Origin of the sequence: Mesorhizobium sp. LHD-90 (genome assembly GCF_030929505.1) — a bacterium.
Taxonomy (GTDB): domain Bacteria; phylum Pseudomonadota; class Alphaproteobacteria; order Rhizobiales; family Rhizobiaceae; genus Kumtagia.
The window spans coordinates 63,686-76,754 of the sequence record NZ_JAVFVV010000003.1 but is presented as its reverse complement, the minus strand read 5'-3'; the positions used below and the strand labels follow the sequence as shown (position 1 = coordinate 76,754).

The 13,069-nt window shown below is 65.4% G+C and carries 12 protein-coding genes; 1 reads left to right on the top strand and 11 read right to left on the bottom strand.

The features are described 5' to 3' along the window. The first annotated feature begins 152 nt into the window (after positions 1-152). Positions 153-1,358 (top strand): 3-oxoadipyl-CoA thiolase, encoded by a 1,206-nt coding sequence (gene pcaF / locus RB623_RS04435; RefSeq protein WP_308055558.1) that lies wholly within the window; start codon positions 153-155, stop codon positions 1,356-1,358. A gap of 303 nt (positions 1,359-1,661) precedes the next feature. Here pcaF and RB623_RS04430 read toward each other — a convergent pair whose 3' ends face one another. From RB623_RS04430 to RB623_RS04380, 11 genes are all read right to left on the bottom strand, one after another. Next, positions 1,662-2,012 (bottom strand): VOC family protein, encoded by a 351-nt coding sequence (locus RB623_RS04430; protein ID WP_308055557.1) that lies wholly within the window; start codon positions 2,010-2,012, stop codon positions 1,662-1,664. A 356-nt stretch (positions 2,013-2,368) separates the two neighbouring features. After that, positions 2,369-3,256: an intradiol ring-cleavage dioxygenase gene (locus tag RB623_RS04425; protein WP_308055556.1), complete on the bottom strand. Its 888-nt coding sequence runs from the start codon at positions 3,254-3,256 to the stop codon at positions 2,369-2,371. Positions 3,257-3,265: 9 nt separating this feature from the next. Beyond that, the gene (locus RB623_RS04420) at positions 3,266-5,020 is read right to left on the bottom strand and encodes an FAD-dependent monooxygenase (protein ID WP_308055555.1); all 1,755 of its coding nucleotides are present in this window, start codon (positions 5,018-5,020) and stop codon (positions 3,266-3,268) included. Next, the gene (locus RB623_RS04415; RefSeq protein WP_308055554.1) at positions 5,013-6,098 is read right to left on the bottom strand and encodes a branched-chain amino acid ABC transporter permease; all 1,086 of its coding nucleotides are present in this window, start codon (positions 6,096-6,098) and stop codon (positions 5,013-5,015) included. The genes RB623_RS04420 and RB623_RS04415 overlap by 8 nt, the downstream gene beginning before the upstream one ends. Positions 6,099-6,355: 257 nt before the next feature. Continuing rightward, entirely contained in the window at positions 6,356-7,219 is an 864-nt protein-coding gene (locus RB623_RS04410; protein WP_308055553.1) for a branched-chain amino acid ABC transporter permease, read from the bottom strand. 187 nt (positions 7,220-7,406) lie between these two features. Next, the gene (locus RB623_RS04405; protein WP_308055552.1) at positions 7,407-8,114 is read right to left on the bottom strand and encodes an ABC transporter ATP-binding protein; all 708 of its coding nucleotides are present in this window, start codon (positions 8,112-8,114) and stop codon (positions 7,407-7,409) included. Further along, positions 8,114-8,833: an ABC transporter ATP-binding protein gene (locus RB623_RS04400; RefSeq protein WP_308055551.1), complete on the bottom strand. Its 720-nt coding sequence runs from the start codon at positions 8,831-8,833 to the stop codon at positions 8,114-8,116. The genes RB623_RS04405 and RB623_RS04400 overlap by 1 nt, the downstream gene beginning before the upstream one ends. A gap of 185 nt (positions 8,834-9,018) precedes the next feature. Beyond that, the gene (locus tag RB623_RS04395) at positions 9,019-10,314 is read right to left on the bottom strand and encodes an ABC transporter substrate-binding protein (protein WP_308055550.1); all 1,296 of its coding nucleotides are present in this window, start codon (positions 10,312-10,314) and stop codon (positions 9,019-9,021) included. A 25-nt stretch (positions 10,315-10,339) separates the two neighbouring features. Beyond that, entirely contained in the window at positions 10,340-11,407 is a 1,068-nt protein-coding gene (locus RB623_RS04390) for a maleylacetate reductase (RefSeq protein ID WP_308055549.1), read from the bottom strand. Continuing rightward, complete coding sequence (locus RB623_RS04385; protein ID WP_308055548.1) at positions 11,404-12,102, bottom strand: dienelactone hydrolase family protein; 699 nt, start codon at positions 12,100-12,102, stop codon at positions 11,404-11,406. Before RB623_RS04385 ends, RB623_RS04390 begins: the two co-directional genes overlap by 4 nt. After that, complete coding sequence (locus tag RB623_RS04380; protein WP_308055547.1) at positions 12,096-13,043, bottom strand: VOC family protein; 948 nt, start codon at positions 13,041-13,043, stop codon at positions 12,096-12,098. Before RB623_RS04380 ends, RB623_RS04385 begins: the two co-directional genes overlap by 7 nt. Positions 13,044-13,069 lie beyond the last annotated feature (26 nt).

The window sequence follows — 13,069 nt, the reverse complement described above, 5'->3', positions numbered from 1 at the left end:
CATGCTTCGCATGGTCCCCCTCCCCGTAAATGGGGGAGGATCCAGGGCGAGCCGGCGGCCCCATGGGTTCCTCCCCTGCGAAGCGTGGTGGAGGAGGCGGACGTCGTAGCAACGAATCGTCAATCTGCTCCAGACATCAGGAACACCGACAAATGACCGAAGCTTTCATCTGCGACTACATCCGCACCCCGATCGGCCGCTTCGGCGGGCAGCTTTCGTCGGTACGCACCGACGATCTCGGCGCCGTCCCGCTGAAGGCGCTGGTCGAGCGTAACCTGGCGGTCGACTGGAGCGCGGTGGACGACACGATCTTCGGCTGCGCCAACCAGGCGGGCGAGGACAACCGCAACGTGGCGCGGATGGCGCTGCTGCTTGCCGGCCTGCCCAAGGAAATCTCCGGCACGACGATCAACCGGCTGTGCGGCTCGGGCATGGACGCCGTCATATCAGCCGCCCGCGCCATCAAGGCGGGCGAGGCCGAACTGATGATCGCCGGCGGGGTCGAATCGATGTCGCGCGCGCCGTTTGTCATGCCCAAGGCGGAAACCGCCTTTTCGCGCAACGCCGAGATTTTTGACACGACCATCGGCTGGCGTTTCGTCAACCCGCTGATGAAAAAACAGTACGGCATCGATTCCATGCCGGAGACCGGTGAGAACGTGGCGGAGGATTTTGCCGTATCGCGTGCCGACCAGGATGCCTTTGCCGCGCGCAGCCAGGACAAGGCGGTGGCGGCTCAGCAAAACGGCCGGCTGGCCAAGGAAATCGCGCCGGTGACGATCCCGCAGCGCAAGGGCGATCCGGTGGTGGTTTCGAAAGACGAGCATCCGCGCGCCGGCACGACCGTCGAGACGCTGGCGAAACTGCCGACGCCGTTCCGCCAGGGCGGCACAGTGACGGCCGGCAATGCGTCGGGCGTCAATGACGGCGCGGCGGCACTGATCATTGCGTCGGAAGCGGCGGCGAAAAAATACGGGCTGACGCCGATCGCAAGAATCCTCGGCGGGGCGACGGCGGGCGTGGCGCCGCGCATCATGGGCATGGGCCCGGCGCCGGCGACCAAAAAACTGTGCGCGCGGCTGGGTCTGTCGCCGAAGGATTTCGGCGTGGTCGAGCTGAACGAAGCCTTCGCCTCGCAGGGTATCGCCGTGCTGCGTGAACTCGGGATCGCGGAGGATGCGCCTCACGTCAATCCGAATGGCGGGGCAATCGCGCTCGGCCATCCGCTCGGCATGTCGGGTGCACGGATCACCGGCACGGCGGCATTGGAACTGCGCGAGCGCGGCGCGAAGCTGGCGCTGGCGACCATGTGCATCGGGGTCGGACAAGGCATCGCGGTGGCGCTGGAGCGGGTGTAGGCGGATACCGCCGGGGAGAGGGAATCCACTGCGCTCCGTCTCGCCTAGCTGGAACACCCCTCATCCGACCTCGCTTCGCTCGGCCACCTTTTCCCACAAGGGGGAGAAGGTGGAGCCTGGCACCGCCGCCTCTGCCAATCGCCAACGGTGGAGACTCGCCGAGACAAAGCGTCAACGCTCCCCCTTCTCCCCTTGTGGGAAAAGGTGGCCGAGCGAAGCGAGGTCGGATGAGGGGTGTTCCAGCTAGGCGGGACAGCAGACCAAAAGACATTGGGATCGGACGCGGCCTGCCACAAACAGCCTTCACATGTGCATGAGAATGTTCACCAGCCGTCCGAAGGGATCGCGCACGTAGAAGCGGCGCACGTTCCACGGCTCTTCCGCCGGGCCGTATTCGATGGCAATGCCGGCCTTGTGAACGCGCTCGAGCGCTTCGTCTAGGTCGTCGACCTCGATGGAGATGTCGGGCACCGGCGTTCCCGACCCGCCCTGCGACATCACGCTGAGCTGGACGCTCATCGTCGTGTCCGAGCCGTAGGTGGCGATCCAGCCCATATCCATCAGCAAATCGAGGCCGAGGATGTCGCCGTAGAAGCGTCTTGCGGCAGCGACGTCCGGCGTGGCGATGTTGGCGACGATGCGTTTGACCTGCATGGGTGGCTCCAGGAGATGTTGCAATAGCAGTGCGTCCTTCGAGGCTCGCCCCTTCCAACGATTTCACTCCAATCACCAACGCGTTGCGGGCTCGCACCTCAGGATGAGGACCGTTGTGCCTGCAACGCCAATCGCCAAGGTTGGATGCTTAGCTCTGTGATCATCCGGCGCCAATTCGCGCTGGAAACCAGCGCTTCAACATCCATGCCAGATCGACGAGGAAGGTTAGCATTGCAAGCATAACGGTCCTCATCCTGAGGTGCGAGCCTGCAACACGTTGGAAACACAAGTAAAAAGCCTCAACGGGCGAGCCTCGAAGGACGCACCAGAATGAATACCAGCGCCGGCTCCGCCTGTCAGCTATCCCCCTTCCCTGCCAGCACGAAATCGTACTCGACATCCCAGAACCAGCCATCGAAGCCGAGTTCCTTCGATCTTGCCGGATCGTCTACCCGCTTGAACTCCGCGAGCAGGCTCTCCTTCACGCCGAACACGGCATCTGAATTGATGTAGGGGTCGTCCGGGTCGAATATGTGGGTGACCAGCGGGTCGAAATTTTCGGCCTTGATGATGAAATGCAGATGCGCGGGGCGGTAGGGATGGCGGCCGAGCGCCCCGAGCAGTTGCCCGACCGGACCGTCGTCGGGGATCGGATAGAATTTCGGCTTGACCGCGCGGAACCAGTAGCGGCCGTCGGCGCCGGTGCGGAACATGCCGCGCAGGTTGAAGTCGGGCTGGATGCCCTTCTGCTGCACGTCGTAAAAACCTTCGTCATTAGCCTGCCAGACGTCCAGCACCGCGCCGGCAATAGGCTTTCCCGCCGTATCGAGGATGCGGCCGGAGATCGCCATGTCCTCGCCTTTTTGGTCGAGGCAGATGTTGGCGCCCATCGGCAGTTCCGGTGCGTCGGCGACATGGAACGGGCCGAGCACGGTGGATTCGGAGGCGCCGGACGGCCTGCGGTTGTTGATGGCGTCGACCAGCATGGAGACGCCGGTCACGTCGGACAGCAGGATGAATTCCTGCCGCCAGTCGTTGCACATGTGGCCGGTGCGGGTGAGGAAGAGGATGGACTGCATCCACTCGTCCTGAGTCGGCTCGATCTCCTTCACCGCCTCGTGCAGCTTTCGGGTGAGGACCTCCATCACCTGTTTCAGCCGCACGTCCTTGGCGCTGGCGTTGCGGCCGGTGACGACTTCCACCGAGTTCTCCTCGGTGAAGAATCCTTTTTCGTGCGCTTCCATGATCGTTCCTCACAGAGCCAGGATTGATTTCAGCACGCGGCGCAGTTCCGCCACAGGATCGTCGGCGATGATTTCGCGGCGCCAGCAGACATGCTGGTCCGGCCGCACCAGCACGATGCCGCTGTCGCGCACCTCGCGTGCCCGCGCCCAGTCGCCGGTAAAATCCTGCCAATGCTGGCGCGGGCCGATGATGTGGGCGGCAATGTCGAGGCCAAGTTCCCTGCCGACGATTTTTCCCGCCTCGACCCAGCCCTGACCGCCGATGCCGGTGAGCACGGAAAAACGGCCCTTTCCGGCAAGGTCGAGCGTCGAAACCTTGCCGCCGTGGTTGTCGAAGACCCAGACATGGGGCAGGCGTGCGCCGGGCCAGGTCGTCGGCTGGTAGTGCAGTTCCGCGTCCTTCTCGAAGGCCGGCTCCGGCTGCCCGTCGGTGAGAACCGCGTCCGAATGATAGCGCTGGTTCATCTCCACGCCATGCGCATCGAACTCGTAGACCTTGAAGGCGACGGTCTCGCGGATCTTCCTGCGCTGCTCCTCGGCCTCCGGCGTGTCGTCGCAGCGCGCGTCCATGTTCTGCTGCATCTTCACCGGATCGATGGAATCGAGCAGGCCGAGCGCCTTGAAGATCGGCCCGAACTCCTCGATCGACTGGTTGGCGCGGGTCACGATCTGTTTTGCGATCGGCGCGCGCTCGGTGTTGAAGCTCTCGAGCAGTTTCGGGCCGGCCTTGCCTTTCAGCACGTGCGCCAGCTTCCAGGCGAGATTGAACGCGTCCTGGATCGAGGTGTTGGAGCCCAGCCCGTTGGACGGCGGATGGCGGTGGGTCGCGTCGCCCATGCAGTAGACGCGGCCGGCCGACATTTTGGTCGCGTACATGTTGTTGACGGTCCAGGTGGAGACCGACTGGATGTCGACCTCCAGGTCCGGATCGCCGACCAGGTCGCGCGCCACCTTGGTGGCGAAGGCGGTGTCGACCTTCGGCTCGGGACCGTTGATGTCATAGCCCCAGACGATCAGCCACTCGTTCCACGGGCGGATCATGCGCACCAGGCCCATGCCGATGCCGCCGACGTCGGCGCCGGGCTGCACCACCCAATAGAGCACGGACGGACGGTGCGCGACGTAGCGTGACAGGTCGGCTTTGAACAAAATATTCATCGAGCCGCCGACGCCCATCTTGCCCTCGAAGGTCAGCCCGGCATGTTCGGCGACCTTCGAATTGCCGCCGTCGCAGCCGACCAGATATTTCGAGCGGATGGTGATGTCCTTGCCGGTCAGGCGGTCGTGGCAGGTCGTTGTGACACCGTCGGCATCCTGCAAGTGGGACACGTATTCCGTCGACATGCGCGCCTGCGCGCCGCGCGAACAGGCGGTCTTGAAAAGCAGAGGTTCCATAAAGGTTTGCGGCAGGTCGTTCATGTGGCTGGGCGAGGAAAGGTAATGCTCGGCGCGCGACAGCGGGTGCTTGCCCCAACTCCGCATGCGGCCGATCTCCTCACCCGCCAGCGAGGTGCAGAAGATGTTCTCGCCCATCAGATCCTGCTCGGTAGCGAACATATAGGCCTCGTCCTCGACCTCGCGGCCGAGGTCGCGCAGCACTTCCATGGTGCGCTGGTTGGTGATGTGGGCGCGCGGGGTGTTCGCCAGCCAGCGGTAGCGGTTGATCACCATGTTCTCGACGCCGTAGGTGGCAAGCAGCGCGGCGGTGGCCGACCCGGCCGGGCCGGTGCCGATGATGAGGACGTCGGTGGAAATGTCAGCCATGCGGCGCTCCCTTGGTGGCGATGCGGGTCGGCCCACCGCGAAGCGCGCGGCGGACCGGGAAGAACTGGATTCCAGTGCGCTCGGTGAACAGGCCCCACAGGCCGCGCGGCGCGAACAGCATGATGGCGATGCCGATCAGGCCGAGCACCAGCAGGTACCAGGAGCCGTAGTCGGCGAGCATGTTTTGGAGCAGCAGGAAGACGATGACGCCGACGATCGGCCCTTCAATGGTACCGATGCCGCCGATGACGACGATGAAGATGACGTAGGCGGTCCAGTCGATGACGGAGAAGGCGGCGTCGGGCGAGATGCGCGCCTTCTGCACGTAGATCAGCGCACCGGTGAGCCCGGTGATGAAGGCGGTGGCGAGATAGACGTAGGTTTTTACGCGGCGCGCGTCGACGCCGACGGAGCGCGCCGCCTCCTGGTTGTCGCGCACGGCGGCCAGCGCCAGTCCCTGGCGCGAGCGCAGCAGCCGGTAGACGAAGCCGATGGTGGCGACGGCGAGCGCCAGCGCCAGCCAGTAGCAGACGACGTCGGCGGCTTGGGCGGCGCGCATGCCGAACAGGTCGCCGACCGCCTTCACCCCGAACATGTCGCGCGTCGTGCCCGAGGGCAGCGACGTGCCGGTGCCGCCGCCCAGCGCCTTCCATTGCGCCAGAAGCAGCCGCACCACCTCGGCGATGACCCAGGTGCCGATGGCGAAATACGCGCCCTGCAGACGGAAGGCGAAGAAGCCCGTCGGGATGGCAAGCAACGCAGCAGCGATGCCTGCGATCAGGATCGACACCAGCGGGTCGAGGCCTAGCAGGATGACGCAGGCGAACATCGCATAGGCGCCGAAGCCCACAAAAGCCTGCTGGCCGACGGAGACCAGGCCGGCATAACCGGCGAGCAGGTTCCAGCTCTGGGCGAGCGTCAGCATGGTGAGGATGAAGAACAGGTCCCGCAGCAGGCCGCGCGAGATGAACAGCGGGGCGACGAGGCCGAGGACGACGACAATCGCCGCCGCCATGGCGAAGGCGCGCGAGGCATTGGTGCGGGTTTCGACACGCCAGGGGGTGTGGGATGCGTCCATCAGACTCCACCCATGCTTGCGCTGGCGATGGAACGAATGCGCTCCTTCGCACTTGGACGGCTGCGTTCCTTCCCACCCCCCTCTGTCCTGTCGGACATCTCCCCCTCAAGGGGGGAGATTAGCAGCTTCAGCGAAGCCGCCTCTTCTGCAACATCGGGGATTGGCGAAAGCCGCGGCGACAGCCAATCTCCCCCCTTGCGGGGGAGATGTCCGACAGGACAGAGGGGGGTGCGAAGGGATAAAAACATTGCCATCCCTCAATCCACCGCCCTTGGAAACAGCCCGCGCGGACGGACCAGCAGCACAAGCAGGAACGCAATATGTCCCGCCAGAATCTGCCACTCGGGATTGATTGACGCACCAAGCGTCTGCGCCACGCCGATGATCACGCCGCCCGCCAGCGTGCCCCACAATGAGCCCAGCCCGCCGATAATCACCGCCTCGAAGGCGTAGATCAGCCGCGCCGGGCCGACGGTCGGATCGAAATTGGCGCGCGTGCCGAGATAGAGCGCGGCAATGGTGACCACCACCATGGCGATGCCGGTGGCGGTGGCGAAGATGCGGTGAGGCTTGATGCCCATCAGCCCGGCGATGACCGCGTCGTCGGATGTCGCGCGGAAGGCGCGGCCGAGCGCGGTGCGGTAGAAGAGCTGGTTCAGCCCGATGATGACGAGAACCGCCGACAGGAAGGTCAGGAGCGGCATCACCCCGACATTGACCGGCCCGAGCGCCAGCGACGCGGTTTCAAGTGCCCCGGCGGAAATGCGGCGGCTGTCGGCGGAAAAGCCTTCGAGTAGGGCGTTCTGGATGACGATCGACAGGCCGAAGGTGACCAGCAGCGGCGGCAGGATATCCGGGCCGAGCGTGCGATTGAAAAGCTGCGACTGCAAGAGCCAGCCGATGCCGAACATGACGGGCATGGCGACCAGCGCCGCGACGAACGGGTTGAGGCCGAGCGCGCTGACGAGCACCAGAATCAGGAAGGCGGCGAGCACGATCAAGTCGCCATGCGCAAGATTGACGAGGCGCATGATGCCAAAGACGAGCGACAGGCCCGCCGCGAACAGTGCGTAGAGCCCGCCGAGCAGGAGGCCCTGGACGATGGTGTCGAGCCAGTTCATGGACGGGCTCCACCTTCTCCCCGTTCACGGGGAGAAGGTGCCCCGAAGGGGCGGATGAGGGGCAGCGCTAGATTCTGAAAAGTAGCCTCCCGCCCCTCATCCCCCTGCCGGGACCTTCTCCCCGTAAACGGGGAGAAGGGGGCTAGCCGCGACGATCGCCGCCAAGAGGAAGCATGGAACATCGCCATCATCCCCGCACCCCGAAATACGCCGCATGGATGTCCTCGCGCGTCAGCGCAGCCGGTGTGCCGGTGAGCGTCACGCGCCCCTCCATCATGCAGTAGACGCGATCCGCGACTTTTAGCGCCTGCGAAACATCCTGCTCCACGATGACGACCGAGGCTCCCGCCGCACGGATCGCCGGGAAGGCGGCGTAGATGTCGCGGATGACGACCGGCGCCAGGCCGAGGCTGATCTCGTCGCAGAGCAGCACGCGCGGGTTAGACATCAGCGCCCGGCCGATCGCCACCATCTGCTGCTGGCCGCCGGACAGCGCCGGGGCCGGGCTGTTGCGCCGCTCCTTCAAAATCGGGAAGAGCCCGTAGATGGTTTCCAGCGACCATGGCCCGTCCACCGCTCGGCCATACTTGCCGATGAGCAAATTCTCCTCAACCGACAGCGACGGGAACAGTTTTCGTCCCTCCGGCACCATGGCGATGCCCCGCGCCATCACGTCGGGCGCCGAAAGCGCGCCGATCGGCTCGCCGCCAAACATGATCTGCTCAGCGGCGTTTTTCAGCACGCCGGAGATCGAGCGCATCAGCGTCGTCTTGCCGGCGCCGTTGGCGCCGATGATGGCGACGATCTCGCCGGCCTCCAGCGCGATATCGACGCCGAACAGCGCCTGGAAATCGCCGTAGCGCGCCGTCAGGCCGCGTGTCTCCAGCAGCGTCATCAGACTTCGATCCCGAGATAGATTTCGCACACCTCGCGCGAGGCCATGATCTCGTCGGGTTCTCCGACACCGATCACCTTGCCGAAATTCAACACCAGCAGCCGGCCGACCACGGCGTTCAGCGCGTGCAGGACATGCTCGATCCAGACGATCGAGGTGCCGCGTTGATGCACGGCGCGGATGGTTGCGACCAGCGCCTCGCATTCGCCTTCGGTCAGCCCGCCGGCGATCTCGTCAAGCAGCAGCACCTTTGGATCGGTCGCCAGCGCCCGGGCGAGTTCCAACCGCTTGCGCTGCAAAAGGCCGAGGCTGCCGGCGGGCTGGTTGGCGCGGTCGAGAAGCCCGGTCTCGACCAGGATACCGGCGCAGCGGTCGGTGACGTCCGCCTCGCGCTTCCGCGACCCGAAGGCGGCGGCCACCAGCAAATTCTCGAACACCGTCAGTTTTTCGAAGGGCTGCGGGATCTGGAAAGTGCGGCCGATGCCGGCGAGGCAGCGCGCCATCGGCGGGGTGCGCGTGACATCCGTGCCCGCGAAATGGACGGCGCCGGCATCGGCGGCAATGTTGCCGGTGATCAGGTTGAACAGCGTCGATTTGCCGGCGCCGTTCGGCCCGATGATGCCCAGCGCCTCGCCTTGCGAAAGGTCGAACGAAACCGCATCGGCGACCTTCAGGGCGCCGAAGGATTTCGAAACGGATTGGAGGGCGAGGATGGGCATGGGACTCCTGATGGTTGCGGCCTTCCCTCCCCCTTGAGGGGAGGGTGGTCCGCGTAGCGGACCGGGTGGGGTACAAGCGGCCGGCTGCGACGTTCTTTCCGGCACCGGATCGAGGTCGCGTCCAGCGGAGGCGACCCCACCCGGCCCTTCGGGCCACCCTCCCCTCAAGGGGGAGGGAAACCGAGCTAGACAATCGGCTCCATCTTGCCCCCCGTCGGTATTTCCGGCGCCGTCTTGTTGTCGGTGATGACGAGGTCGTAGCCGCCGCCGTCCTTCAGCCGCCACTGGCCGCCGACCAGCGGCGTCTTGCAGATATTCTTCGCCGCGAAAGGCGGTACGTTGGCGCCGTTCCACTCGATGTGGCCGACGATGGTGTCGAGTTTGGTCGCGGCGATCGCGGCGGTCACCGCATCGGCGTCGGTCGGGTCGTCGGTGCGCTTGACCACGTCGATCGCCACCTCGAACAGCGCATGGATGAAGCCGATCGGCTGCGTCCACGGCCGCTTGGTGAATTGGGTGAAGCCATCGGCCAATTCCTTCGCCGAAGCACCGGTGAGCGACGACTTGAACGGGTGGTTCGGCGACCACCAGACTTCCGACGACAAATTGTTGCCCTGGTTGCCGAGCGCCTCGACGGCCTGCGGGAACAGGATCGCCTTGCCGATCGACGCCACTTTCGGCGTGAAGCCCTGCTGCTTGGCCTGGTTCCAGAAGGTGGTGAAGTCCGGCGGGATCATCACGCCGGTAACGATCTCGACGCCGCCCGACTTGAAGGCATTGATCTGCGCCGAAAAATCGTCGGTGAGGTTCTGGTAGCGCCCGGGGTCGTTGAGCGTAAAACCCTTTTCGGCGAGCACCGGCGGGAAACCGACCGTCTTGTCGCCCCAGGCATTGCCGTCGCCGTCGTTCGGGAACAGGCCGCCCACCTTCTTGTTGGTCTCGACCTGAGCCCACATGTTGGTGAAGACGGCGATCACATCCTCCAGGCCCCAGAAGAAGTGGTAGGCGTAGTTGAAAGGCTTCCAGGTGGAGGGATCGCCGGGGTTGCCTTGCTGGCCGATGAACCAGGGCTGCCACGGCGCCTTGGTGGAGATGCACGGCATGCCCTCCGCCTCGCAGGTGGTCGCCACCGGATTGGTCGTCTCCGGCGTCGAGGCGACGAGCATGATGTTGATCTCGTCGTCGACGATGAGTTGCTTAGCGACCTCGGCCGCGCGGTTCGGGTTGGACTGGCTGTCCTTGACGATCACCTGAACGTCGAGGCCGAGCGACTGGGTGACGGATTTGAGGCCATCCAGCACGAAGGCGTCGGCTTCAGCGAAGGCGGCAAGCGGCCCGGTCTGCGGGCTGACATAGCCGAGTTTCACCGCCTTGTTCTGGGCGATGGCCGGCATCGGCAGACCGCCGGCGACCAGGCCGGTCGCGGCGGCGCTTTTGAGCAGGGTGCGTCTGGTCAGTCTCTGCGTAACAAGCTTTGTCATGGTCTTCCTCCCAAGCTGCTTTCGTTCATTGCGGCGGTCGCCGGCCCTCCCACGCATCCTGCAGCAGCGCGCGGATGCTTTCGCGATCGAAGGGCCGCGGATTCCAGTAAGGATTTTTCGCCGCGATCTCCGCCGCCCGGTCGAGATCGCCTTCGGAAAGCCCGAAATCTTTCAGCTTCGCCGGAGCGTCGAGCGAAGCGGCGAAATCGAACAGGGCGACACCCGGCGTGCCGCCCAGCGTTTTGGTGACCGGGACGAGCAAGTCCGGCACCGCGGCCGCGTTGAACCCGATCGTGTGCGGCAGCAGGATCGCATGTGTCTCGGCATGCGGCGTGTTGAAGGACCCGCCGAGCGTGTGGCAGAGCTTGTGATGCAGCGCCATCGACGCACCGCCGAGCGCCGCCCCGCACAGCCAGGCGCCGTAGAGCGCCCCTGCCCTCGCCTCGCGGTCGCCGGCGTTCTTGGCCAGAACCGGCAGCGCGCCGGACAGCGACCGCAGCGCGTCGGTCGCCATCAGCGTGATGATCGGATTGCGGTCGCGCGCGTAGAGCGCCTCGGCGGCATGCGCCATGGCGTTCAGGCCCGAGGTAACGGTGAGCGACGGCGGGAGCGTTAGCGTCAGATCGACGTCGTAGATCACCGTCTCGGGCAGGATCGACGGATCGCGCCGCGTCACCTTCTCGCCGCCGGCGGTCTCGCCGAGGATGTCGGTCATCTCCGAGCCGGCATAGGTGGTGGGGATGACCACCTGGTCGGCGCCGGTGCGGGTGGCGATCGCCTTGCCGAGGCCGATGGTCGAGCCGCCGCCGAGCGCGACGACGCAGTCAAAGCCATCGCGCGGCAGACTGGCTAGCAGCCCTTCAGTCACCTCGAGGGGAGTGTGCATAGTTGCGCCGCTGTAGAACCCGGCGCTGAGATCGCCGAGCTGATCGGCCAACCTCTCCGCGTCGGCCACCTGATTGGGAGTGGACAGTACGAGCGCCCGCTTGCGCCCCAGCCTTTCGATCTCGGCGCCGGTCTGCGCGATCGTGCCGTGGCCGAAGACGACCCGCGAGCGAAGGCCCGGAAAGACGAAGGGGTTTATCGTGGTCATGCCACCGCTCCCCTTCTCGCGCCGGGAGCCGCGCGGCCGGCCACGACCTGCACCAGAATGGCATCCAGCGCAGCGATCTCAGCGTCCAGCACCTCATGCACCCGGCCGGGAAAGATCTCGACGCGCAGCGCGGCACCGGCCTCCGCCAGATCCTGCGCCGCCTCGAAGAAAGGACCGAGCGGAATCCAGGGATCGGCATCGCCGCAGGACAGATAGGCGGGCAATCCGTCGAGGAACGTCGCCGCCTGCGCCCGCAACGCGCCGCCGACGCGGCAACCGGTGAACGCCACCAGCCCGCGCAGCCGCCTTGGTCGACGCAAGGCATATTCAAGCGACAGGCAGGCGCCTTGCGAAAAGCCGGCGAGCACGACCCGGTCGCCCGGTGCCCCTTCGGATATCGCCAGCGCCACCGCCGCGTCGATGGCGTCCAGCCCCGCCTGCAGTTGCGCCATCGTCTGTTCCGTCAGCGGATCGACGGCGCGCGCGTCGTACCATACGGAATCTTGCGCACGCGGCAGCACGACATGCGCGCTTCCGTTGCGGAGACGGGCGATCACATGCTCGCCCATCTCCTCCGGCGACTGGCCGCGGCCATGCACGAAAACGCAGAGCGCGTCGGCATGGGCGGGCATGGCCCCCAGCCTCAGCACGGCGTCCTCTGTCCCGGCAGCGGCCACGTTGGAAACACCTACCATTCAAACTTTTCGAGGCCGGCGACCATCTCGGCCTTGCGGTCCTCGAACCAGGGCGGGAACACCAGCGTCTGGCCAGTCTTGCCGACGGGCTCGTCGACCGCCCAGCCCTTTTCCACCGACCAGGCGATCTCGAACAGCGCGCCGCCGGGCGAGCGCACGTAGCAGGACTTGAAGTAGTTGCGGTCCTTCTGGTCCGACACGTCGGTGAAGCCGAGCCCTTCCAGATGCGCCTTCAGCTTGAGCTGGTTCTCCTCGTTGCCGGTGTTGAGGGCGAGGTGGTGGATGGTGCCGCCGGCCAGCGTCCAGGTGCCTTGCGGCTTGTCAGGCTCGTGCAGAATTTCGACCGAGCCCATCGGACCCGAGCCGGGCAGCTTGAATTTCAGCGCCGAAGCCTCCTCGCCGAGTCTTTCGATGCCCAAGCCGATGGTCAAAAAATCGTCCATCGAGCTCTTGTCGAACACCGCGATGCCGACGCCGTAGATGCCCTTGATGCCGTGCGCGGCGCTGATGCCGTCGGCGGCGATCGGCTCGCGCCTGTCATTGTCGGCGGCCGCCAGCTCGATCGGGATGCCGCAGGGATGCTCCAAGGCGACGCGCCCGATGCCGAAGCGCTCGATCCGGCTGGCCTTGCGGCCGGCCGCGTTCAGCCGGTCCTCCCAGAAATCCAGGCTTTTGGGCGGCACGGCAAGTTGGATGACCTTGGTCTGGTTGGTGCCCCTTTTGCCGAAGATGCCGGGCTTGCGGAACGGGAAGGTGGTGACGATGGTGGACGGATCGCCCGCGGCGTTGCCGTAATAGAGGTGGTAGACCGGGGTCGTGCCGTCGAACAGGACGGTCTTCTTCACCGACTTCATGCCGAGCGTCTTGGTGAAGAAGTCGAAGTCTTCCTGGGCACCGTCGACGCTCATGGTCAGATGGTGATAACCCTCGATGAAAGCCATTTTCTCCTCCTGAAATCTAGGCCCTG

Coding starts and splice junctions, on each gene's coding strand:
- pcaF (WP_308055558.1), top strand. CDS start 153: ATGACCGAAGCTTTCATCTGCGACTACATCCGCACCCCGATCGGCCGC.
- RB623_RS04430 (WP_308055557.1), bottom strand. CDS start 2,012: ATGCAGGTCAAACGCATCGTCGCCAACATCGCCACGCCGGACGTCGCT.
- RB623_RS04425 (WP_308055556.1), bottom strand. CDS start 3,256: ATGGAAGCGCACGAAAAAGGATTCTTCACCGAGGAGAACTCGGTGGAA.
- RB623_RS04420 (WP_308055555.1), bottom strand. CDS start 5,020: ATGGCTGACATTTCCACCGACGTCCTCATCATCGGCACCGGCCCGGCC.
- RB623_RS04415 (WP_308055554.1), bottom strand. CDS start 6,098: ATGGACGCATCCCACACCCCCTGGCGTGTCGAAACCCGCACCAATGCC.
- RB623_RS04410 (WP_308055553.1), bottom strand. CDS start 7,219: ATGAACTGGCTCGACACCATCGTCCAGGGCCTCCTGCTCGGCGGGCTC.
- RB623_RS04405 (WP_308055552.1), bottom strand. CDS start 8,114: ATGACGCTGCTGGAGACACGCGGCCTGACGGCGCGCTACGGCGATTTC.
- RB623_RS04400 (WP_308055551.1), bottom strand. CDS start 8,833: ATGCCCATCCTCGCCCTCCAATCCGTTTCGAAATCCTTCGGCGCCCTG.
- RB623_RS04395 (WP_308055550.1), bottom strand. CDS start 10,314: ATGACAAAGCTTGTTACGCAGAGACTGACCAGACGCACCCTGCTCAAA.
- RB623_RS04390 (WP_308055549.1), bottom strand. CDS start 11,407: ATGACCACGATAAACCCCTTCGTCTTTCCGGGCCTTCGCTCGCGGGTC.
- RB623_RS04385 (WP_308055548.1), bottom strand. CDS start 12,102: ATGGTAGGTGTTTCCAACGTGGCCGCTGCCGGGACAGAGGACGCCGTG.
- RB623_RS04380 (WP_308055547.1), bottom strand. CDS start 13,043: ATGGCTTTCATCGAGGGTTATCACCATCTGACCATGAGCGTCGACGGT.